Here is a 22,088-nt window from a genome sequence, read left to right on the forward strand (position 1 = left end):
AAATTCATTCTGAATTCTGGCTCCTGACTCCTGAATTCTGTTTCAATAAACTACACGCTTTGCCAATAGTCAATGAGTTTGCTGTTAAATTTAAAGTCTTTTGATTCTCATTAATTAATTTAGAACCTGTTGATGGAAGCTTCCGAGCTATTAAAAACAATCACACTCCTGATTTACCAAGCTGAACAGGGAGAAATTGACCCTTGGGATGTCCAAGTGATTGAGGTGATTGACCGTTACTTAGAACTTATGGCACCGGAGTCAATAGGAAGAGGCTATGAAGCGGACTTGTCTCAATCTGGACAAGCATTTTTGTCAGCATCAATGCTGGTATTATTCAAAGCCAATACCTTGATGCAATTGTCAACAGTAGGAGATATCCAAGATGGTGTAGAAGATGATGCCCTATTGGAAGGTGAGGATGGTTTATCACATCAGGGTCATCGTCTACCATTAGAACGGCAATTGCGTCGTCGTCCATCGGCAATGCCGCCACCAAAGCGCCGGGTGACTCTGCAAGAGCTAATCAAGCAATTGCAGATTATGGCGAACCAGCTAAAACTAGTAGAAAAAGTCCCTAAACCGATCCGTCCCAGACGGCAGCCTAGCGTCCAAAGTATGCGGGAGGCTTTGGAGTTAGCTCACCAGGAAAACCTGACAGAAGTAGCTGGGGAACTGGAGCAGGTGTTGAATTTATCGGCAAGGGAGCTTAATTCAGAACAAAATTGGTTGAATTTAGAACAACTTGTGGATTTGTGGACTAAAACAAAGCTTCTCAAGCAAAATGGGTCTGGACATGAGACTAAACATAGTAATTTAGTTAGCGTTTTTTGGGCGCTACTATTACTTTCGGCTCAATCCAAAGTAGAGCTATTTCAAGAGGAGTTTTACCATGAGATTAAAGTTCGCCTACTTACAGATTCAGCTAAGACCTTTCAGGAGGCAGGAGGCAGGAGGCAGGAGGCAGGAGGAACCCACCTTTAAAAAGTGGGATTTGAACAAGGACTTTTTATACTTTTCTGCAAGCAGTCTCAGTATAATTATTGGTTTGAACGTGGCTCTAGACCCAGCAACTTTAGCTTTAATTGATACTCACCTTTTGAGCAATCTATGAACTAAGAAAATCAAAAATCGCCCTACAGATAATTTACAGATTTTTGATTCAGTTCCAAAATCCGAGTAAATTGAAAAGATAAGCGATCGCTTGTCATCTAAGTATACCGATGGTTGTAATAACCACTAAATTCCTGTTATTCCTATTTTGAAGGATAACTTACAGCAGAAATAAAAACTGATGATTAAGTATCACTCGATGAAAGTAAACTGGCTTGTGGTTGAGGAATAAATTTTATGAAAGCGATGATTCTCGCGGCTGGTAAGGGTACTCGCGTGCGTCCGATTACCTATACAATTCCCAAACCGATGATTCCCATCCTGCAAAAGCCAGTGATGGAGTTCTTGCTGGAACTATTACGCCAACATGGATTTGACCAGATTATGGTCAACGTTAGTCATTTGGCTGAGGAAATAGAAAACTATTTCCGTGACGGCCAGCGGTTTGGGGTACAGATTGCCTATTCCTTTGAAGGGAAAATTGATGACGACGGTAAACTGGAGGGGGAAGCAATTGGTTCAGCGGGAGGGATGCGCCGCATCCAAGACTTCTCACCGTTTTTTGATGATACCTTTGTGGTTTTGTGCGGTGATGCTTTGATTGATTTGGATTTAACTGCGGCAGTTAAATGGCATAAAGAGAAAGGAGCGATCGCTACTATTATCACGAAATCTGTCCCCAAGGAAGAAGTTTCTAGCTACGGTGTGGTTGTGACTGACGAAGATGGTCGTGTTAAAGCTTTCCAAGAAAAACCTTCAACTGAAGAAGCTCTCAGCACCAACATCAACACAGGTATTTATATCTTTGAGCCAGAAGTTTTTAACTATATTCCCTCTGATGTGGAATATGACATTGGTAGCCAATTGTTTCCCAAATTGGTAGAAATCAAAGCTCCCTTCTACGCTATTCCTATGGACTTTGAATGGGTAGATATTGGTAAAGTCCCAGACTATTGGCGGGCGATTCGTGGTGTACTGCTGGGTGAAATCAAAAATGTGCAAATTCCTGGTCATGAAGTCGCCCCCGGCATCTACACTGGCTTAAATGTCGCCGTAAATTGGGACAAAGTGGATATTACAGGCCCCGTTTACATTGGCGGGATGACGAGAATCGAAGACGGAGCTAAAATTGTCGGGCCAGCAATGATTGGCCCCAATTGTTGGATATGTAGTGGCGCAACAGTAGATAACAGCGTGATTTTTGAATGGTCGCGCCTGGGGCCCGGAGTTCGGTTAGTCGATAAGCTGGTATTTGGACGTTATTGCGTGGATAAAACTGGTGCTGCGATTGATGTTCAAGCCGCTGCTTTAGACTGGCTAATTACCGATGCTCGTCAAACACCACCATCACATACCCCTGTTGAACGACAAGCAATAGAGGAATTGTTGGGGACAAATGTAAATTAGGGAACAGGGTATAGGGAATAGGGAACAGTGAATAAAAGGGAAAAGGTTAAAGGGGAAAGGGGAAAGGGATGATGATTGTCGCGCCACTTGCGGGCGTTAGCGCAGCGGGACGAAGTACGGTTTTTACCTTTCCCCCTTCCCCCTTCCCCTTCTTCATAAATCTGTAACCTATACCCTGTAACCTATCCCCTAACTATTTAAGTACGTATATCTTCTGAGACTCTGCTCGTAGGTTTGCAGTAGTCGCTGAGATTCCGCTAGGGTGATGCGTTTTTCTTCTAATGCTTTCTCACAACGCTGGCGAATGTTTTCCACCATATCTTCGGAATCATACTGGACGTAACTTACCACTTCGCTCATGGTGTCACCTTTGACTATGTGTTCAATCTGGTAGCCTTTGGGCGTCAATTGGATGTGAACGGCGTTGGTGTCGCCAAATAGGTTGTGCAAATTGCCCATGATTTCTTGGTAAGCTCCATTCAAGAACATTCCCAAATAATAGGGTTCTCCGGGCTTGTGGGTGTGCAATTCTAAAACCGATTTGACATCGCGCAGGTCAATAAAACGGTCGATTTTACCATCACTGTCGCAGGTTAAGTCTGCTAAAATTCCCCGTCGCGTTGGTTCTTCATCTAAACGGTGGATTGGCATGATCGGGAATAGCTGATCGATCGCCCAGCAATCTGGTGCCGATTGAAACACTGACATATTAACGTAGTAGATGGAAGCCATGATTTTTTCTAGGTCTTCCAGTTCATCGGGTACGTATTCTTGCTGCCTAGTGATGTTAAGAATTTTTTGGCAACACGCCCAGTAAAGGCGTTCGGCTTTGGCTCGTTCTCTGAGGCGCAAAATTCCTAAGTTGAAGCGGCTGATGGCTTCTTCTTTGAATTGTGCGGCGTCATGGTAGAACTCTTGGTAGTTCTCTTTATTGATGGATTGGTAAGTTTCCCACAGGTAATTGATAATCGGGGATTCTCCCTCTTGTGGAGGTTCTGGTGCATCGAGGGGGACATCGCTGGTACTAAGTACATCAAAAATCAATACCGACTGATGGGAAGCGATCGCTCGTCCACTTTCACTAATCAGTGTTGGTACGGGAATTTCCCGTTCAGCACAAGTATCTTTTAACTCTGCCACGATGTCGTTGGCATAGTTCTGCATGTTGTAATTTTTCGATGCATAGAAGTTGGTTTGGGAGCCATCATAATCTACGCCCAAGCCACCACCGACATCAAGGTATTTCATATCTGCTCCCAACATTGCCAATTCCACATAAATGCGGCTGGCTTCTTGGATGGCATCTTTAATCACATTAATGGCAGAGATTTGTGAGCCGATGTGGAAGTGCATCAACTGCAAAGAATCGAGCAGGTTCGCTTCCCGTAACTTGTCAACAGCCTCAATGACTTCAGGCATTGTCAAACCAAATTTAGCGCGATCGCCACTAGAGGTTCCCCAACGTCCCATACCTTGGGTACTGAGTTTAGCGCGAACCCCTAATATTGGCTTAATACCTAACTGGCGATTGGCATCAATCACCAAATCAACCTCTTCAATTTGTTCTAAAACGATGATTGGTGTTTGCCCTAGTCTTTGGGCTAACATTGCCGTTTCGATGTATTCTCGGTCTTTGTAGCCGTTGCAAACTAACAATGCTCCTGGTGTATCCAACACAGCCAGAGCAATCATTAATTCTGGCTTGGAACCAGCTTCTAATCCAAATTGATGGGGTTTGCCAAATTTCACCAAATCCTCAATCAAATGCCGCTCTTGATTGCATTTGACAGGAAACACGCCACGGTAGACGCCAGGGTAATTGTAGCGAGCGATCGCTTTACTAAAACAAGCGTTCAACCGCTCAATCCGGTCTTCCAAAATGTCGGAAAAGCGAATCAACATGGGAAGTCCCAAGTTGCGCTGTTTCATGGAGTTGACCAATTCAAACAAGTCAAGAGATCCCCCGCGATCGCCCTTGGGTGACACGGTAACGTGACCAGCAGCGCTAATGGAAAAATAAGGTTGCCCCCATCCTTCAATGCGGTACAAGGCTTCGCTATCCTCAATTTTCCAGGAGCGAGGTAAATCTCCTGTGGTAGGACTAGGTGGTAACAGTTTTTTGTGCTTATGATTTTTCACTTCTTTTTGTCCATTGGACGGTACTTGTACCACCTCGTCAGATGTAGCAGTTGACTCAACACCCATTTCTTCCTAACCTCTGTTTTTCACCCACGAGTTAACAATTTAGCGCATTCATCTGGGAACGTATATGCACCCAAAGATAATTTCTGAGATAAACTCTGATTGGTCAAGAGTCATTGGTCAAGAGTCATTGGTCATTGGTCATTAGTCATTAGTGCAAAACCTTTAGACAAAGGACAAAGAACAAAGGACAATTGACTAGATAAAAACTTTATTAAGCTTTGGGAGATAGCAATGGAGCGCACATTTTTAGCAATTAAGCCTGATGGAGTCCAACGGGGATTAGTAGGTGAGATTATCCGTCGCTTTGAAACCAAAGGTTTTACCCTGGTTGGTTTAAAGTTACTGAAAGTCAGTCGGGAGTTGGCTGAACAACACTATGGTGTTCATCGAGAACGTCCCTTTTTTGGTGGTCTAGTGGAATTTATCACTTCTAGCCCAGTAGTAGCAATGGTATGGGAAGGTGATGGCGTGATTGCATCTGCTAGAAAAATTATTGGTGCGACAAATCCGTTAACAGCAGAGCCGGGAACGATTCGCGGCGATTTTGGACTGAATATTGGTCGCAACTTAATTCACGGTTCTGATGCTCCAGAAACCGCGCAACAGGAAGTAGCGTTATGGTTTAAGGATGAAGAATTAGTCAGTTGGCAACCACACTTAACGCCTTGGTTGCACGAGTAAGACATTAGGTTACAGGTTACAGGTTACAGGTGACAGGGAATAGGAAATAGGGAATAGGGAATAGGGAATAGGGAATAATCTGTACCTGTACCCTGTACCCTATTCCCTCTCCCCTCTTCTTACTTAGAGACTTCGCTCTTTTCCGGTTCTACTTGGGGTAATTCAGTGCCAACACGCTTGGAAAATCCCCAGCCTAAAATTAGGAAGATGGCAGTAATCATGATCCATTCTGGGGGAACTAAACTATCGTTCACCACTTTCAACAACAGGCGTAAGCCCACGAACGCTACAGTTATATAGCCGGCATCTTCTAGATTTTCATATTCATCTAGCCAACGGATAAACAATCCTGCCATGAATCGCAGCGTAATAATACCAATTGTTGCACCCGTTAGCACTAGCCATTTTTCTTGAGAAACTGCGATCGCAGTTGTCACGCTATCCAAAGAAAATGCCAAATCTGTAAATGCAATCACAGGTATCGCTTGCAACAATGAATTAAACCGCGGCCCGTGATGGTGATCGTCCTTGGATTCTTCCGAGGTAAAGTGTTGGAATACCAACCACAGCAGATAAGCAGCGCCCAATAATTCAAATTGCCAGAATTGTTGTACCCAAGTGGCAGTGAGAATCAGGGTGATCCGCAGCACATAGGCAGCGACTAAACCAAAGTTCAAAGCTCTACGCTCAAGTTCTTTGTCTTCCAGTCCCCTAGCGATCGCAGCCAGAGCGATCGCATTGTCGGCAGATAACAGCGCCTCTAAAAGCACCAAGATCACCAGAACTATAAGGGCTTCAAGGCTGAAATGAAAGTCGAGGTAATCAAAAATTCGGTCTAGCATTCCGGGTTTCTCAAGCAGAAAAAATTAAAATTTGACAAGAACAGAGATTTGTGTATGTTAAAAAGCGCAATAAATTGTCTCTCTAATTCAGCTTAACGTGCTTATGGTGCATTTTGAAGAGGGTTGAATGTGTGCGATCGCAGTGCGAGTGGGGTAATTTACGTATCATTCAATACATTCAAAGTTTTAACATTTGACTTGGTGCGATCGCAATGGACTGCTGTCAGTTCGCATCTAGAATTAGAAGATGAGAACAAAAATATGGTAAGAATTTATGGATAACACGCTTCTACAACGCATCACTCATAATCCAAATATCTGCCACGGGAAACCCTGCATTCGAGGACTTCGTTATCCAGTTGAGTTTATTTTGGAACTGCTCAGTTCTGGCATGACTACTGAAGAAATATTGGCAGATTATGACGATTTAGAATCTAAAGATATTTTGGCTGTTTTGTTATTTGCCGCTCGACTTAGCCAAGTCAAAAGCATTCATCGAATTGCCTCATGAAATTTCTTGTCGATGCTCAGTTACCAGTTCGTCTTGCCCGTTTTCTCAAAACTTCAGGTTATGACACGATCCACACCAGAGACTTACTACGGGAAAATGCTACGCCAGATAATGAGATTAATACCATATCAATTCAACAAAATAGAATTTTAATTACCAAAGATGTGGATTTTGTCAACTCTTTTTTAACTGTTCAGCAACCTTATAAACTACTTTTAATCACGACAGGGAATATCAATAACTCAGAATTGGAATCCCTATTTATAGCTAACTTCCAATCTATAGTTGAATTGTTTAAGCAGCATTCCTATATTGAAATAAATCGAGACACCATGATTGTGCATCAGTAGTCTCTATAAAATTTCTAATATCACACATAGACTCGATGTTGCCGTTCCAGATATTCAATTTCTCTTTTCCACCGCTCAAGCCTGTTTTCTCGCTGTTGTAATTGATCTGCTGTCGGGTTTCTGTAAGGTTTAGTACCTGGATTTGGGTTAATTCCCTTATGTGCAAGCCATTGGCGGCAAAAGAATTGCCAAAGAAATTCATGATCGTGCTTATCGCCACCCAGACAACGAATCCGCTTGACTGAAAGCGTGGATTCACCAAAAAGGATTTGCTCATTTCTGGAATTTTTCGGAAACAGGCGCGTCTCACTACCTCTTCCACGAAAGAATTCGACTACAAACCACTCACCAAAATCGAATATACAAACCTCTGTTGGATCGCTACCATCATCCTCTAATAGATCAACATCACCTTGGATTTGATACCCTATGGCAATTTGTGATGTCTTGGGTAATAAGATACGAAGCCGTTCAAAGCGGTTACTGTAATTAGCCCAAAAATCCCTGCGACTACATAGCCGATTTGACTCGAAGTTTTCTAAATCCAGCTTGTTCAATATGAGATTTACTAACTTTTGGAAATCACCATAATTGATACCTCCAATCCACTCTCGAAGTCTTTGCCTTGCTGGATCTGAAAGTTTATACCAATTTTCACCATTTCTATAGTTATGTCTCAACCAATCAACCAGTAAAGAATGATTGCTTGCTATATCATTGGAAACATTAGTTAGCAAATGATTAACAGCTTTTATTTGCTGACTATCTGACATTTCATCCAAGCAACTTAACAACCATCTTACTTGCTGCTGAGTTGGAGAGCGAATTGTAGTAAAATAGGGGGTTATATCTTCTATGAATCTGCTGAATAATGGAATCCAAATAGGTAAATATCCTTTGATTTTGTTTAGAAGTTCAGTTCGGTTAATACGCTGTTCACAAGCAATTTTTGCTAATTCTCTACCTGCTTGTTTACTGCAAAGCGCCCGAATAATTTGAACTGGTAGCAAGTGACTAACTAAGTCAGAATTAGCAAAGATATCAAAAGATTCAGCTAGAGACTTTGCTAACCCCTGTTCTTGATGACCACTATAATAAAGAGCTAAACGCCACAATAGCTGATGTTGCAACCATAAATTAGAAATTGCTACCTTCCAAATGGCTGCTGATGTTTTCCTGCATCTGTCAATATTTTGCTGATCCCACTGTGCTTTAGCATGGATGCAGTAAATCCAGTCTAACTTACTTACTCGATCAGCTTTACCCTGTTCAATAGCTTCCAATACTTTATCAACACTTGGTATTGATATTGTTGCATCTGGTAAGTTACTTGCAAGTTGAATAAGTTGATTAGGACTACACTGGGGAGTTTCAGGTAGGGAAGGAATGTAAAACTGAGAATTCAATGTTTTAGCTCCTTTAAAGAGAGGTTTTTACAATATCTTTCTTTAACTCATCACTGCGAAACTGAAAGCGGAAAAGTACCTTGCGATCGCCTGGATTATCACGTTTATTGTCAGATTCAATTTCTCCACGACCAGCAGCCAATATTTTCTGGCTTAAAGGTGCTTTGGTAGGGAAATTCATATCATAAAAAATGTAGTTGTAAACTGATGATGATCTCAACAAGCTTAGTTGTAGATTAGTTTTATCGTCTCCATCTGAGCTAGTGTGACCTTCTATAACTACGCGGCTAATTTCCTGCTCAAATTCTGGTTTTGAGAAAATAACCCCACTGTAAACAGGAATAAAGCGGCGTAGGAAGGCTTTACCTTCTGGTTTAAGTTCTGTACTTCCCTTGGCAAAAAGAATTGATTCTTGGATACTGACATCCCCAGTTTCCGGGTTGACTTTGACATTTATATTGTTGCTTTTCATCTGTCCCACAACATTACCAATTACTACCCGTTTTGGTACATCCTTTTCTGCAAGCTGGAGTAGTGCAGTGATAAATAGCAAAGCAAAAAACATTAGTAACCCAGACATCAGATCGCCAATAGACAGATAGATACTAGAGTCATCATCCTCTATAATCTCTGCATCAATTTCACCTCGGATAAAATCATCCATGATTGCTTCCACCATTACCAAATTGGCGGTTATCATGTGCAGCAACTAGAACTTTTGCTGTCTCTAGTAAACCTCCACAAACTCTAGCCATAGAAGTATCTGCTTGTTGGAAAAAGCTTAACTGTGAGTCAACAGTCCTTTGCATAGAAACTTCAAGATGACCCTGCCAAGCCTGAAGGCTATTGTCAAATTTTTCATTCAAATTTCTGTATGAATTGTCAACTATGTTCACTTGCTTGGCAATATCAGTAGTAAGATTTGCTAGTTGTATTAGTCGTTGTGAATCGTTTAATCCAGCCGCAATAACTAATTTGTTAATTTGTTCGACAGATACCTGAATTTTAGTCATACTTTCGTCTACTTCTTGAGTCAATTTACTACGTCTTTCAAATTCCTCTCTAAACACTTGATCAAGATTGTTCACAACCCCAGATAATCCTTCCTGTTGTTTGCCTAGTGTCCCCTCAAGTAAGTTGTTTTGTTCTTGAAAAAACTTCTTTAAATTCTCTTGATATTCTTGCCGGAATTTTGTCAAATCTTCCTCTACTGTTTGGCGGGTGGCTGTGAGTGTTGCGTCGATATTTCCTAAAGTAGCCAGAAGATTATCCTTCGCATCATTCATCAACCCAGAAGCTTGATTACCCACTGTTTGTAGAGTATTAGTTTGCTCATGAAAGGTTCTATTTGCTTGGGTGAGAATTTGGATAATTCCAGTCCGAGTAGCTTGAAGCATCTCCTTTTCCACAGATGCGCGTTCTTGTAGCGCTGTTTGAAGTTCCTCTCGAATTCCCCGGAAGGTAGCAGCAACTTGTACTGCACTGGCTTCAAAAGCACTTCGCTGGGCTGTCATTCCTTCGATACTCTGAAGTACCGCTCGATTAATTTCGTGAGATGTTTGTTGTATAACTCCCGTAGTTTCAGTTTGGAATTGACTCAAAGTTTGCCCCATATTGTTAGCAAATTCTTGAAGCATCTGCTGTTCTACTGTTGCGCGTTCTTGTAGCGCTGTCTGAAGTTCCTCTCGAATTCCTCGGAAGGTAGCAGCCGCTTGCACTGCACTTGCTTCAAAAGCACTTCGCTGGGCTGTCATTCCCTGGATACTTTGGTCTACGGCTTGGTTAATTTCCTGTGCTGTTTGTTGTAAAACATCTTTTGTATCTGTTTGGAATTGATTGAGAGTGTCTCCCAAATTCTTAGCAAATCCTTGAAGTTCTAGCAAAGTCTCTTTTTGAAAGTTCTGAATTGTCAAGATAGAACTTGCCAAACTTTGAGATATACCGCCCAATTCTCTATGCAGACTCAGCACAGCTTCAGAAGCTTGTTGGGTTAACTCTGCACTTTTATCTAGCCGATCTGCAATCGGTTCGAGTACCTGAACTCGCATATCCTTAATGAGTTCTTCTAAAACTCTCTGTCCCTGGTTTTCTTGAAGTTGTCGAAGTTGTTGCTGCTCTTTAAAAATTGCTCGTAGCGCTGGTAGGATAGCAGTCTGCACTTGCTCTCCTACAGCTTGACCTATAGCTTGGGCTGACAACTGATTTAAACCTGCGAATTGTTCTGCAATACTCCTACCTACAGCTTGGCCAATGCCTTCTGCATTTAGCTGCTTTAGTCCGGTCAAGTTTTTTGCTACAAGATTAAGTGCTTCAGCTACTTCACGGTTGTCGTTCTCTGCCGTTTTTAAAGTTGCGATCGCCTTCAATTTCTGACGCAAACTATCGCGCCGTTTCTGCCGTAGCGAATCACACCCAAACAAAACTAGAGTAAACAAGCTACCCGAACCAAGCCCCATTAGGGAAGTGGAAAAGGCTGTTTTCATTCCCACCAGCAACTCTTTACTGGCAGTCATCAGTTCTTTGGTATCTTCTGTAGATAAATTGATTCCTTGGAGTCCCTGTTGTATACCATAAAAGGTTCCTAAAACGCCGATGGCAGTACACAAGGTTGTCACGAAGCGTAGGGAACTACGAGGTATGGCGTGGGCTAAAACAGATGGATATTTTATCAGTATGAAGTTACCATCTTTTTGTCTGAATCTACTGGAGTCATCAGTTCCTAAATGATCTTTTAACCATTGTCGAACTTCGTTTGAAAGCTTTACATTTTTACCATTTTTCAAATTACTCAAAAATTTAATAGAGGCTCCAGTTGTGCCACACTCTGAGCGCCAATACTGAAATAGTGTGCAAAGCTCGACAATAATTGCGGCTATTAAGACAAAAGCAGTTGCCCAATGAAAAGGTTCGTTATCCCAAATAATGTCCCAAACTTTTGCTATTTCCACGCTGCACCTTTCTTGTTTATCTTGGTTATATCTTTTTGAATAGTTCTAATTCTTTATCCGCAAAAACTTCTTGAGCTATCCGCATTGGGAGATGCTCTGCATACAGGCGTTCTCCTATAGGTTCTCGGAGACGTAAGCTGTAAAGTGGTTCACCTTCTGATTCTTTATCCTCAATTAAATAAACCTGTTCTGGTGCATAGCTTCGCAACAAACGCACCTGCAAACAGGTTTTTAAATCCCGTGAAGAAATAGATAGGGGTGAATCTTCTCCAAATAATTCACTAGCAACTTTCCAAGCGTGGTTAACCGCCACAATTTCGTTAACCAATTTTTCCACCGATGGGTAAAGTAGTTTTGCGGTTTCACTAATCAATGCTTTTGACCTACTTGCCTGAGCTTTAATAGGTCTATAATTCCCAAAATAGGAACTTTTATTTAACTTTTATTGGTAAATCTATTTTGATAAAAGTACTTTTTGATACCAAGCCGCTTTTTGGGCGATTGCTTCAGCATTGATACGAAAGTATTTAATCTTTGTAAGAAATGCTTAAACCTTTCTTATAAATGCTTCAACCTGAGTAACAACTGCTTTAACATTTATAAGAAAATATTTAATCTTTGCAAGAAATACTTAAGCCTTTCTTATAAAGACTTTAACGTGAGTAACAATTGTTTGAACATTGGCAATAAAAAATTGAAATTTTGCAATAAATACTTAGGGTATGTGCAATTAAGATACCTCACCTTGATTTGATTATGTAAAATTTGTCTCTCTCCTTAGTAACGCTATGGTGTACATATAAGTCTGAAGTAGTTTACAAATTTGTTTTTTACCCCACCCTAACCCTCCCCTTGCAAAGGGGAGGGAACTGGATTTCCGGCTTCCCCCCTTTACAAGGGGGGATTGAGGGGGGTAGTTTGACTTATGTGTACACCGTAGGCTTAGTAAAGAGAGGGATGTCTGATAGGACAAGGTGAGGTTTTTTACTGTAAAATCAAACAGCGATCGCTAATATTCTGTTTTAGTAGCTCAACATTACCATTGCAAATTCAATACTTTAAGGGCAATTGAATTTACCACTACGTAACTAAAAATATCACAAAATCTCTGCTAACTTTACCACCAGAGTATTTGCTAAATCCAAGAACCTGATATCATTAGTATCAATACTATTTCCTTCACCAGCTAACAAGCTTCTCACAGCAGATAACTTCTCATCTACTTCAGAAATTCTCCAAGATTCTTCTAAGTTTACTGCTAAATCAAATAGCGATCGCTCTCCTAAATGCTCTCTTACCCTAACAGCTACAGCATCACTACTTACCAAAAATTCTTTAATAGTATCTAATTGAAAATTACCTAATATTTCGTCATGTCCCCACGTTTCTAGCCAGTCTCCATCCACATCCTCGACGTAAAAATTGACAAAATCAACCCCGTAAGTTAGCCAGTTCTGTTGCATTTGTCGCGCTGTTTCTAAAGCTTCAGCAAATGTATCTACTTGATTGTTGCAGTGAGTTTCTCTTTTGTTAGCCATAAAAGCCGTAATTAGCACGTAAGTATATAGGCTAGAACACAAACCTTGAGTATCGAATTCCAGAAGTTTCACGAAAATTTTAAATATTTGCCACCAGAAAGGTAATCACTGTTATACAGGGCCACGTTGACTAACTGGTTGACAAAATTAGCGTCCTTGGGATTGTAACTTAAGAACAGTCCTCTCTCTATTTCCCACGATCGCAGTGTATTTTGCCAAGCTTGGTACTTTTGGTAATTAAGTTCTTCAGATACACTAGTTACTTGAATGCACAGTGGTTGATTGTTACGACTACTTACAATTAGGTCTGTTGCCATCGATAGGTCGGCGATATAACGCTGCCAAAAACTACCTTCTCGACTTACAACATCTTGGGCTATTGATTTAATGATATCATCATCAACCTGATTAAATTCACCTGCCATCAATTTTTGTTTCCAAATATAAAACTTGGAGTCACTTGCATTAATCCATCTAGGAAAGAGATAACCATACCAATATCTCTCAATGGGTGTCATTTGCTCTAACTTTGCTTTTTGTTCTTCCAAAGGTAAGGATTTGATGATCAGCCAAATGGTAGAATCCGTAATCACCTCTAAGAGAAAGGCAATGACAAAGGGTTTTGCAGTCAGGGAACCTGGCTTGATATTCTTTACCCAACGATTGATTTCATCTAATTTTTTCGCTAAATTATGATCTATCGAGGAGGCTTGCTCGATAAGGGACTTTAGCTTATCCTTAATCTCTTTTGCTTGCAAACGATGCCCTACTTTCAGAAGATAACGCTTTTTTTACACACTGATAATTAAATCTTAACTTGAAAATGTCCTTAGTTAATTTTCTGATGTCATTAAATATTCTCTGAGTCGATGCCCTGTGTACGTAAAACCTCCCGTAGTCGAGCAATTTCTTGCTCTGCCTGTTGGGCGCGTCTTTCTGCCTGGTCAGCACGTAAACGTTCTTGTTCAGCCAATTCTTCTGATGATAGTATCAATTGATTTTCAGTAGTGAAGAATCTTAATTTACCTTCATAAACTCCCAAATAAAGTTCTAACTGCTGACTCCACAAACGTCCATCAGTGGTTACTTGGATTTCTTGATACTTACCATCAACTAAATGAAATCCCTGAAGTTCCATTGTTACAGGGTCAAACCAGAAATAATCTGGTGTACGGAAGGTATCTTGATAAACTTGTTTTTTTAAACCTTTATCAACGGCTGTTGTTGAACTTGACAAAATTTCCACAATCATGTTGGGATATTTGCCATCTTCTTGCCAAACTACCCAACTCTTACGGTCTTTTTTCTCGGTTCCCAAAACTACAAAAAAATCTGGGCCGCGGAAATGTTCTGATTTTTTCTGGTTAGGACTGTAGTAAATCGTCAAATTGCCAGAAGCATAAAAATCTTGCCTTTCTCGCCACCATAATTTAAGTATGCGAATCAGCAAATCGATTTGGTCACGGTGCAGGTCACTTTCTAAGGGTAGTTCGCTACTCAGTATATCGCCAGGAGGAAAAATAACTTCGTCCTCTGAAATATTATCAGAGATGATTTCTAGGGTAGCAGTTTCAGACATTAGCGATCGCTCCGCAATTTCGGTTCATTTTACTGAAAAGTCGGTAACTTGCAGATGGCTTGGAAAACTTGTAATAACTCTATTGCGTCAGGAGATTCACTCAAATTTAATAATGGCATTAACTCATAAGTTGACTGGTTGTCATGTCTTAGATAAACAAATTGATAAAGCTGTCCATTAGTTACCAAACCCCAAACTGATGGTTGTTGCTGTAAACTCTTAAAAGCATAAGTGAGTAATTGAGGTAAACCCTCAATCACATTGACTGAACTATTTTTTGTTTCAATAACTAAAACCCAAAATGGTGGCGCAATATTACTTTGAGGATTGTTGATTGCTAAAATATCCATCCGCCCGGTGATTTTTCTGTCTTCATCCTCAACTGCGATCGCAATGCTATCTTCCATTGTCAACCGAATCGGCACATCGTAGAATCCTGAGAGCCGCATTAAGGGTGCAATTGTTAAAAATTTAACCAATCCTTCAGAAATTTTCCCTGCGCTTAAATAACGATCAAAGTCGTTTCTGATTCGTAATAAATCCTGCTGTTCAAACTCAGAGAGTGGTTCTAGAGTTAAGAAGTCTGTAAATGAAGCATTTGAAAGCTTTTCTAGTTTAAGAAAGCGATGAACATCGTTGAGAGATAAGCTACTGGCTTCGACGGTAAGCGTCATAATTTCAGCCTTTGTTTGTCAAGACTACTTACAATATTGCAACATTCCTGGTAAATAGGTTGTAAAACGTCTTTAAATTTTTTAATCGCTTGCTTTCGGTAGATGAAAATGAATGTAAACTAAATGACTCGGCAATTTCTACCTAGCTTAACGAAAATCTAAACACCGTCTAGCACAACTAAACTAAAAATAGTTTTCAGTAACAATACCGTTTGTAAATGTAATTATGTCTCAACCAACTATAGAATCAATCCTACAAGAGAACCGCCTCTTTCATCCTGCTCCAGAATTCTCACAAAACGCCCATATCAAAAGCCTGGATGACTATCAGCGCCTCTACGACAAAGCCAAAGCTGATCCGCAGCAATTTTGGGCAGATTTGGCTGGAACAGAATTAGAATGGTTCCAAAAATGGGATACAGTCTTAGACTGGCAGCCACCTTTTGCTAAGTGGTTCGTTGGCGGTAAGATGAATATTTCTTACAACTGTCTTGACAGACATCTCACTACTTGGCGCAAAAATAAAGCAGCATTGATTTGGGAAGGAGAACCAGGGGATTCGCGTACTCTCACATACTCCCAACTGCACCGGGAAGTTTGCCAGTTTGCTAATGTATTGAAGCAACTGGGTGTACAAAAAGGCGATCGCGTCGGTATATATATGCCGATGATTCCCGAAGCTGCGATCGCAATGTTAGCCTGTGCGAGAATTGGCGCACCCCACAGTGTGGTATTTGGTGGTTTTAGTGCCGAAGCTTTGCGCGATCGCTTAATCGATGCTCAAGCTAAACTGGTAATCACCGCTGATGGTGGTTGGCGCAAAGATGCGATCGTTCCTCTCAAGGAACAGGTAGACAAAGCCTTAGCTGATGGTGCTGTTCCCAGTGTCGAAAATGTCCTAGTTGTCAAACGCACTGGACAAGAAACTGATATGCAGTTGGGCGGACGCGATCATTGGTGGCATGATTTGCAAAAAGGAGTATCAGCAGATTGTCCTGCCGAACCAATGGACAGCGAAGATATGCTGTTTGTCCTCTACACTTCTGGCAGCACGGGCAAACCGAAGGGTGTAGTGCATACAACTGCTGGTTATAATCTGTATACCCATATCACCACCAAATGGATATTCGACCTGCAAGACACAGATGTATATTGGTGTACCGCCGATGTAGGTTGGATTACGGGACACAGCTATATAGTCTACGGCCCCCTTTCCAACGGTGCAACCACGGTGATGTATGAAGGTGCGCCCCGTGCTTCTAATCCTGGCTGTTTCTGGGATGTAATTGAAAAATACGGGGTTAATATTTTTTATACTGCACCTACGGCAATTCGGGCATTTATTAAGATGGGTGAACAACATCCGAATGCGCGAAACCTCTCTTCGTTGCGTTTGCTGGGAACCGTCGGCGAACCAATTAACCCAGAAGCTTGGATGTGGTATCACAAAGTAATTGGTGGCGATCGCTGTCCAATCGTTGATACCTGGTGGCAAACTGAAACTGGCGGTATCATGATTACACCATTACCAGGGGCAATTCCCACCAAACCCGGTTCCGCGACTCTTCCCTTCCCTGGAATTATCGCAGATGTCGTGGATTTGGAAGGAAACACCGTACCCAATAACGAAGGCGGTTATCTAGCAGTCCGCCATCCTTGGCCAGGAATGATGCGGACAGTATATGGCGATCCAGAACGCTTCCGCCGCACCTATTGGGAACATATTCCACCCCAAGATGGTAAATATACTTACTTTGCTGGTGATGGCGCAAGACAAGATGAAGACGGCTACTTCTGGGTGATGGGTCGTGTGGATGATGTACTGAATGTCTCAGGACATCGACTCGGTACAATGGAAGTAGAATCCGCGTTAGTTTCGCATCCAGCGGTTGCAGAAGCGGCGGTAGTGGGTAAACCTGATGATCTTAAGGGTGAAGAAGTAGTTGCTTTTGTGACTCTAGAAGGCACTTATCAGGGAAGTGAGGAACTGATTAAAGAACTCAAACTGCACGTTGTTAAAGAAATAGGTGCGATCGCACGTCCGGGAGAAATCCGCTTTACCGATGCTTTGCCCAAAACGCGATCGGGTAAGATTATGCGGCGCTTGCTGCGGAATCTAGCTGCCGGTCAAGAGGTATCTGGAGATACTTCGACATTGGAAGACAGAAGCGTGTTGGATAAATTACGGGAAGGCGCATGAAGAGTTAAAAGGGCGAATAGAATTCGCGTCTACACAAACAAAACCCACCTCCGTGGGTTTCAAACCCTCAATTTTTTCTTAGTCCGCGGAGGCGGACTTTGCCTGTGTAGCCGCGAATTCTATTCGCTCTGGCTCTCATTTATATATGCGACCCTTACCGGTCTGTCTTGTGACGCATTACGCGCTAACACACGCCAATTTATCATAAAGATAAGAACATTATTGAGGCACTCAGGGCCATGAAGGTGAAGCACAAACCCAAATCAGCATTTGTTCAATCTTTTAGCGGCATGATGCTGAGTATCATAACTGTAGTTGGTCTATCACCATTAGTGTTAGCGGTTCCGGGCAAAGTTTCTTTGCATACGCCAGAACAGAATGCACAGAGACAACCACAAAAACTAGCACAGTTTTCCGATACAGGGCCATCAGAGCGATCGCAACTCCTGCAACAAGCCAATGCTTTGTTGAATCAGGGAGACTTGACAGGTGCGGAGGAAAATTTACGCAAATTAATTAAACAATTCCCAAAAGATACCTTTGGACACTTTCAACTAGGAAATGTGCTTTTTCGCCAAAAGAAACCAGAAGAAGCAATTAGCGCCTATCAAGAAGCCATTCGCCTCCAGCCAAAATACGCTCTAGCTCACAATGCGATCGGTATGGTTTATGCAAGCCAAAGTCGCTGGGAAGAAGCCATTGCTGAATATAAAAAAGCTCTAGACATTAATCCTAATTATGCCGAGGGGCTGACTAATTTTGCACTGGCATTGTGGCAAACAAATAAAAAAGATGAGGCACTATCTTCTTTAGAAAAAGCTTTAAATATTTTCAAAGAACAAAATAGAGGTGAAAAAGTTAACCAAGTAGAACGAATTTTGAAAGAGATCAAAACTGCTGATGATCCTGGTATTTCATGAAAATCATATTATTCAGAGTTGCTGTGATCGGCTTTAAGGATGATTTAGAAAAACGGTGTTGGGTACGATTGTGAAATTTTGCTACTGGGTAAGAGGTATCCGGTTTTAATTATTTCGGGGTGGGTTTTCAGCCCACCCTTTTAAAAGCATCGAAATAAAATAATTGTAATGGATGAAATATTTCTGTTAGCCAGAGAAACTGTCAAAGTAATTTTTCACTTGAATGGGGGATATACAAGGTTAATTTGGGAACGTTCGGAAAATACTGTATGGGCTGGCACCGGATGGATTTTTGATATACCAACTCATTTAATACCATACGATTTAAGAGTAATAGGTTCTCGTTTTTTATTGTCTATAGTTAAGTCAAATGTGAATAATTGCGAGGATATAGAAAATATCCGCAATAATCGTAATAGCTTTTTTCATATAGAAAGATTGCCTATTGTTATATAAATAATGGCATCTAACCTAGTAGCCCATCGATTCAAAAATAGCAAAATAGCAGTCTACAATAAGAATCAGACAACCCATTGGTTAAAGCCTATGACTTCGCTATCGGCATTAACTTTACCTGATCACACCCAGTTACCAGACTCAGACGGTACATTCGTGAAAAACTGGCAAGAGCATCCCCAAAGTATCTTACTCACTGACTCGATTAAACTTGTTTTAGAGGAACTTTATCCAGATAGTCAGTATTGTATTGGACAGGATTTAGGCATCTACTGGCGATTAACAGATCCTCCTGAGAAGGGTGCTGAAGCACCAGACTGGTTTTATGTACCCAATGTACCGCCTACTCTTGATGGTAAAACGCGGCGTTCTTATGTGCTGTGGAATGAGTATGTTGCACCTTTAATTGTGATTGAATTTGTCTCTGGGGATGGTTCCGAAGAACGAGATAAAACACCGCCATCTCAAGGGCAAGGTGGAAATGTTGGTAAGTTTTGGGTTTATGAGCAGGCAATTCGAGTGCCTTATTATGGGATTTATGAAGTAGCAAAAGCGCAAGTGGAAGTTTACCACCTAGTCGATAATAGTTATCAACTGATGAAACCCAATGAACGGGGACATTACCCAATTGTTCCTATGGATGTAGAGTTAGGAATCTGGCAAGGATTTTATCAGAATGCAGAGTTACCTTGGTTGCGGTGGTGGGATGCACAAGGAAATTTACTCTTAACTGGTGAGGAACGTGCTGTGGTTGAGCGACAAAAGCGGGAGAGAATTACAGAGAAATTGCGATCGCTTTCTACTGAACAACTCAACGCTTTAGGAATTGACCCAGAAATGTTGGATTAGGAAGCATTCTCGTCTATCAAAGTTACATCTTCATATATTTCTGCGATCGCACAACGAAAATCAACGCTAGCTAAATGCACTTCTTCCCCTTTTTCATAAGGGTAAAGTACCCAATGTCCTTCTTCATTACGGCGGAAGCATTCTACACTCATTCGGTCTGGTGAAATTAGCACATATTCTTGTAGTGATTCTAAGTGCCGGTAACTAGCAAATTTTTTCCCTCTGTCATAGCCTTCTGTTGACTCAGAAAGCACTTCGATAATTAAGCAAGGATAACACTTAAAATATTCAAATTCTTTATCTCGTGTATCGCAAGTCACCATTGCATCGGGATAAAAATAGCGGTTGATGACATCAATTTGTGCTTTCATGTCTAACATATAGACACGGCATCCACTACCCCGGAGATGGTTACGCAGCAGCATAGATACATTTAAGCTAACTGTGACATGAGCATCACTTGCCCCTGCCATTGCGTAGACTTGCCCATCAATATACTCGTGTTTAATTTCGCTAAATTTCTCGCCCTCTAAATATTCTTCTGGGGAAATATAGTACTCACTTGGGCTAGTGACCATTTTAGTACCTTAGTAGCTTTATCAAACATTTTAACCCATAGAACAAATCTAATGAGCGACAGCGCCAGCAGTTGGCTTCACCTTTTTGAAGAATAAAACGGCAATTCCACTAAGCAACAATGCAATGCCAATAAAGTAGAAACAATCGTTAAAAGCCATCACAAACGCTTCTCGGCGGACGATGTTGGATATAGATGCGATCGCTTGACTTTGCGCTGTACTCAAATCTGCTCCTCGACTGATAAAATACTGTGTCATTTGGTCAATTCGCTGTTGAGTTTCTGGGTTATATAAAGATATTCCATCACCCAATCTATTCGAGTGAAATTGTTCTCTATTACTTAATAAAGTTGCTAAAGATGCAATTCCTATAGAACCTCCCATATTCCGCATCATATTAAATAAACCACTTGCCGAACCTGCTTCTTTTGGACTTAATCCAGCAGTGGCGATAGATGTCAGTGGTACCATAATTAGAGGTTGTCCCATTGCACGCACAAATTGCGACCAGCGTAACTGATCTAATCCTGTTTCATTCGTCATTCCAGAGTTCATAAATGCACTGATGGAAAACAATGTTACACCAACGGCTACCATTAAGCGCACATCAATGCGTTGCATCAATTTGGGTATGAGGGGAATAATAAACAATTGGGGAATACCAGCCCAAATTAGTACTTCACCAATTTGCAGCGCATTGTACTTTTGAATTTGGGCGAGATACAGCGGTAAAATATAAATTGAACCATATAATCCTACTCCCAGCGACACATTGACAATACTGGCTAGACCAAAGTTACGCCTAAACAAAAGTCGTAAATTAATAAATGGTTGCTTCCGAGTTAATTCTATAAATAAAAAAATTGCCAAAAAAATTGCCGCAATTACACTTAAGCGCAAAATCAGCGCTGAACTAAACCAATCTTTGCGGCTACCTTCTTCTAAAACAATTTGTAGGGAACCCAACCCAAGAGCCATTGCAATAATTCCCCACCAATCACCTTGTTTCAGTAAACTAATTTGGGGACGTTCTTGCTTAATTCCATACCAAACACCAGCCAGCATTAATGCCCCTGGAATTACATTTATATAAAAGTTGTATTCCCAACCAAAGTTTTCTGTTAACCAACCTCCCAATGTCGGGCCAATTGAGGGTGCAAAAACTGCACTAAATCCAAATGCAGCCAGTCCAACTGATTGCTTAGATTGGGGTAAAGTTGTTAAGACAACTGTCATAGCGGTGGGAATTAATACTCCCCCACTAAAACCTTGTAAGGCGCGAAATAAAATCATGGAATTGAGATTCCACGACCAAGCACAGCATATAGAAAAGAAAATAAATAGTGCAGTATTTACTAATAGATAACGCCGCAGAGAAAACACTCGTGATAACCATCCTGTGAGAGGAATGACCACAATTTCTGCAACAAGATACGCTGTAGATATCCAAGAACCTTCTTCTAGAGTTGCTCCCAAACTTGCTTGAATATCTTGCAGCGAAGCATTAGTTATTTGAATATCTAATACCGCCATAAATGCGCCAAGCATACTGGCTAATACACCAATCCACGTTTTGAGCGGGACACGTTCTGGCGGCGCTTGCTGATAAATTACACCTGTATTAGCCATAATGTTTTTCCTGTTTCAAAGTTAAGTAAATTGCTGTCATTTGTCATTTGTCCTTTGTCATTCGTCATTTGTCATTGGTAATGGTTTTAAGAGGATGTTTGAAAAGTATTTCTCTGTAAATTTAGTCACTTTTGATCCCCCCTAACCCCCCTTAAAAAGGGGGGAACCGGAGTCAAAGTCTCCCTTTTTAAGGGGGATTTAG

22 protein-coding genes are annotated in these 22,088 nt (G+C 41.3%); 10 read left to right on the forward strand and 12 right to left on the reverse strand.

Translation table 11 applies throughout. From position 1 onward, the window contains the following. Positions 1 to 132: 132 nt before the first annotated feature. Both RRG12_RS17905 and RRG12_RS17910 read left to right on the forward strand, forming a co-directional pair. Positions 133 to 984, forward strand: coding sequence for a segregation/condensation protein A (locus RRG12_RS17905; RefSeq protein WP_420760212.1), 852 nt, complete (start codon positions 133 to 135; stop codon positions 982 to 984). A 366-nt stretch (positions 985 to 1,350) separates the two neighbouring features. Next, positions 1,351 to 2,520, forward strand: coding sequence for a sugar phosphate nucleotidyltransferase (locus RRG12_RS17910; RefSeq protein ID WP_069068573.1), 1,170 nt, complete (start codon positions 1,351 to 1,353; stop codon positions 2,518 to 2,520). A gap of 189 nt (positions 2,521 to 2,709) precedes the next feature. Here RRG12_RS17910 and speA read toward each other — a convergent pair whose 3' ends face one another. After that, the gene (gene speA / locus RRG12_RS17915) at positions 2,710 to 4,725 is read right to left on the reverse strand and encodes a biosynthetic arginine decarboxylase (RefSeq protein WP_069068572.1); all 2,016 of its coding nucleotides are present in this window, start codon (positions 4,723 to 4,725) and stop codon (positions 2,710 to 2,712) included. A gap of 231 nt (positions 4,726 to 4,956) precedes the next feature. On the opposite strand from speA, the gene ndk reads away from it, so the two are divergent. After that, positions 4,957 to 5,406, forward strand: coding sequence for a nucleoside-diphosphate kinase (gene ndk / locus RRG12_RS17920; protein ID WP_104910011.1), 450 nt, complete (start codon positions 4,957 to 4,959; stop codon positions 5,404 to 5,406). Positions 5,407 to 5,525: 119 nt separating this feature from the next. Here the strand turns inward: ndk and RRG12_RS17925 are convergent, their stop codons facing one another. After that, the gene (locus RRG12_RS17925; RefSeq protein WP_069068570.1) at positions 5,526 to 6,248 is read right to left on the reverse strand and encodes a TerC family protein; all 723 of its coding nucleotides are present in this window, start codon (positions 6,246 to 6,248) and stop codon (positions 5,526 to 5,528) included. A gap of 129 nt (positions 6,249 to 6,377) precedes the next feature. Here RRG12_RS17925 and RRG12_RS17930 point away from each other — a divergent pair, with 129 nt between their 5' ends. Genes RRG12_RS17930 through RRG12_RS17940 form a run of 3 tightly spaced genes read left to right on the forward strand, consistent with a single transcriptional unit; the run spans position 6,378 to position 7,109 of the window. Beyond that, positions 6,378 to 6,530, forward strand: a complete 153-nt coding sequence (locus tag RRG12_RS17930; RefSeq protein WP_420760213.1) for a hypothetical protein — start codon at positions 6,378 to 6,380, stop codon at positions 6,528 to 6,530. Beyond that, a complete protein-coding gene (locus RRG12_RS17935; protein ID WP_069068569.1) occupies positions 6,523 to 6,759 on the forward strand; it encodes a DUF433 domain-containing protein in 237 nt (78 codons plus the stop codon). The genes RRG12_RS17930 and RRG12_RS17935 overlap by 8 nt, the downstream gene beginning before the upstream one ends. Next, positions 6,756 to 7,109 (forward strand): DUF5615 family PIN-like protein, encoded by a 354-nt coding sequence (locus tag RRG12_RS17940; RefSeq protein ID WP_069068568.1) that lies wholly within the window; start codon positions 6,756 to 6,758, stop codon positions 7,107 to 7,109. Before RRG12_RS17935 ends, RRG12_RS17940 begins: the two co-directional genes overlap by 4 nt. A gap of 20 nt (positions 7,110 to 7,129) precedes the next feature. On the opposite strand, the gene RRG12_RS17945 is transcribed toward RRG12_RS17940, so the two are convergent. The 8 genes from RRG12_RS17945 to RRG12_RS17980 form a co-directional block, all read right to left on the reverse strand. Continuing rightward, positions 7,130 to 8,515, reverse strand: a complete 1,386-nt coding sequence (locus RRG12_RS17945; protein WP_420760214.1) for an EH signature domain-containing protein — start codon at positions 8,513 to 8,515, stop codon at positions 7,130 to 7,132. 13 nt (positions 8,516 to 8,528) lie between these two features. Next, positions 8,529 to 9,215, reverse strand: coding sequence for an OmpA family protein (locus tag RRG12_RS17950; protein ID WP_420760215.1), 687 nt, complete (start codon positions 9,213 to 9,215; stop codon positions 8,529 to 8,531). Continuing rightward, positions 9,172 to 11,463 carry a hypothetical protein gene (locus tag RRG12_RS17955; RefSeq protein ID WP_420760216.1) on the reverse strand — a complete coding sequence of 764 codons (2,292 nt, stop codon included), beginning with the start codon at positions 11,461 to 11,463 and terminating at the stop codon, positions 9,172 to 9,174. Before RRG12_RS17955 ends, RRG12_RS17950 begins: the two co-directional genes overlap by 44 nt. Before the next feature lie 25 nt (positions 11,464 to 11,488). After that, positions 11,489 to 11,836, reverse strand: a complete 348-nt coding sequence (locus RRG12_RS17960) for a hypothetical protein (protein ID WP_176726909.1) — start codon at positions 11,834 to 11,836, stop codon at positions 11,489 to 11,491. Positions 11,837 to 12,560: 724 nt separating this feature from the next. Further along, entirely contained in the window at positions 12,561 to 13,001 is a 441-nt protein-coding gene (locus RRG12_RS17965; RefSeq protein WP_420760243.1) for a hypothetical protein, read from the reverse strand. Positions 13,002 to 13,069: 68 nt separating this feature from the next. After that, positions 13,070 to 13,759 carry a hypothetical protein gene (locus tag RRG12_RS17970; protein ID WP_420760217.1) on the reverse strand — a complete coding sequence of 230 codons (690 nt, stop codon included), beginning with the start codon at positions 13,757 to 13,759 and terminating at the stop codon, positions 13,070 to 13,072. 92 nt (positions 13,760 to 13,851) lie between these two features. Next, complete coding sequence (locus tag RRG12_RS17975) at positions 13,852 to 14,580, reverse strand: Uma2 family endonuclease (RefSeq protein ID WP_420760218.1); 729 nt, start codon at positions 14,578 to 14,580, stop codon at positions 13,852 to 13,854. Between the two features lie 29 nt (positions 14,581 to 14,609). Further along, positions 14,610 to 15,254, reverse strand: coding sequence for a restriction endonuclease subunit R (locus RRG12_RS17980; protein ID WP_420760219.1), 645 nt, complete (start codon positions 15,252 to 15,254; stop codon positions 14,610 to 14,612). A 226-nt stretch (positions 15,255 to 15,480) separates the two neighbouring features. On the opposite strand from RRG12_RS17980, the gene acs reads away from it, so the two are divergent. The 4 genes from acs to RRG12_RS18000 all read left to right on the forward strand — a co-directional run bounded on the left by acs (position 15,481) and on the right by RRG12_RS18000 (position 19,679). After that, the gene (acs, locus tag RRG12_RS17985; RefSeq protein WP_420760220.1) at positions 15,481 to 17,454 is read left to right on the forward strand and encodes an acetate--CoA ligase; all 1,974 of its coding nucleotides are present in this window, start codon (positions 15,481 to 15,483) and stop codon (positions 17,452 to 17,454) included. Positions 17,455 to 17,693: 239 nt separating this feature from the next. Beyond that, positions 17,694 to 18,374 (forward strand): tetratricopeptide repeat protein, encoded by a 681-nt coding sequence (locus RRG12_RS17990; RefSeq protein ID WP_069068560.1) that lies wholly within the window; start codon positions 17,694 to 17,696, stop codon positions 18,372 to 18,374. A gap of 168 nt (positions 18,375 to 18,542) precedes the next feature. Next, entirely contained in the window at positions 18,543 to 18,830 is a 288-nt protein-coding gene (locus tag RRG12_RS17995) for a hypothetical protein (protein WP_420760221.1), read from the forward strand. A gap of 90 nt (positions 18,831 to 18,920) precedes the next feature. Further along, positions 18,921 to 19,679: a Uma2 family endonuclease gene (locus tag RRG12_RS18000; protein ID WP_420760222.1), complete on the forward strand. Its 759-nt coding sequence runs from the start codon at positions 18,921 to 18,923 to the stop codon at positions 19,677 to 19,679. Here RRG12_RS18000 and RRG12_RS18005 read toward each other — a convergent pair. Together RRG12_RS18005 and RRG12_RS18010 are read right to left on the reverse strand one after the other, a co-directional pair. Then, positions 19,676 to 20,257, reverse strand: a complete 582-nt coding sequence (locus RRG12_RS18005) for a Uma2 family endonuclease (protein ID WP_420760223.1) — start codon at positions 20,255 to 20,257, stop codon at positions 19,676 to 19,678. The genes RRG12_RS18000 and RRG12_RS18005 overlap by 4 nt on opposite strands. Positions 20,258 to 20,305: 48 nt before the next feature. Further along, positions 20,306 to 21,886, reverse strand: coding sequence for a DHA2 family efflux MFS transporter permease subunit (locus RRG12_RS18010; protein WP_420760224.1), 1,581 nt, complete (start codon positions 21,884 to 21,886; stop codon positions 20,306 to 20,308). Positions 21,887 to 22,088: the final 202 nt, after the last annotated feature.

This window comes from Nostoc sp. CALU 546, from assembly GCF_048836525.1.

Coding starts and splice junctions, on each gene's coding strand:
- RRG12_RS18005 (WP_420760223.1), bottom strand. CDS start 20,257: ATGGTCACTAGCCCAAGTGAGTACTATATTTCCCCAGAAGAATATTTA.
- RRG12_RS18010 (WP_420760224.1), bottom strand. CDS start 21,886: ATGGCTAATACAGGTGTAATTTATCAGCAAGCGCCGCCAGAACGTGTC.
- ndk (WP_104910011.1), top strand. CDS start 4,957: ATGGAGCGCACATTTTTAGCAATTAAGCCTGATGGAGTCCAACGGGGA.
- RRG12_RS17975 (WP_420760218.1), bottom strand. CDS start 14,580: ATGTCTGAAACTGCTACCCTAGAAATCATCTCTGATAATATTTCAGAG.
- RRG12_RS17990 (WP_069068560.1), top strand. CDS start 17,694: ATGAAGGTGAAGCACAAACCCAAATCAGCATTTGTTCAATCTTTTAGC.
- RRG12_RS17965 (WP_420760243.1), bottom strand. CDS start 13,001: ATGGCTAACAAAAGAGAAACTCACTGCAACAATCAAGTAGATACATTT.
- RRG12_RS17925 (WP_069068570.1), bottom strand. CDS start 6,248: ATGCTAGACCGAATTTTTGATTACCTCGACTTTCATTTCAGCCTTGAA.
- RRG12_RS17935 (WP_069068569.1), top strand. CDS start 6,523: ATGGATAACACGCTTCTACAACGCATCACTCATAATCCAAATATCTGC.
- RRG12_RS17940 (WP_069068568.1), top strand. CDS start 6,756: ATGAAATTTCTTGTCGATGCTCAGTTACCAGTTCGTCTTGCCCGTTTT.
- RRG12_RS17950 (WP_420760215.1), bottom strand. CDS start 9,215: ATGATAACCGCCAATTTGGTAATGGTGGAAGCAATCATGGATGATTTT.
- acs (WP_420760220.1), top strand. CDS start 15,481: ATGTCTCAACCAACTATAGAATCAATCCTACAAGAGAACCGCCTCTTT.
- RRG12_RS17910 (WP_069068573.1), top strand. CDS start 1,351: ATGAAAGCGATGATTCTCGCGGCTGGTAAGGGTACTCGCGTGCGTCCG.
- RRG12_RS17905 (WP_420760212.1), top strand. CDS start 133: ATGGAAGCTTCCGAGCTATTAAAAACAATCACACTCCTGATTTACCAA.
- speA (WP_069068572.1), bottom strand. CDS start 4,725: ATGGGTGTTGAGTCAACTGCTACATCTGACGAGGTGGTACAAGTACCG.
- RRG12_RS17980 (WP_420760219.1), bottom strand. CDS start 15,254: ATGACGCTTACCGTCGAAGCCAGTAGCTTATCTCTCAACGATGTTCAT.
- RRG12_RS17995 (WP_420760221.1), top strand. CDS start 18,543: ATGGATGAAATATTTCTGTTAGCCAGAGAAACTGTCAAAGTAATTTTT.
- RRG12_RS18000 (WP_420760222.1), top strand. CDS start 18,921: ATGACTTCGCTATCGGCATTAACTTTACCTGATCACACCCAGTTACCA.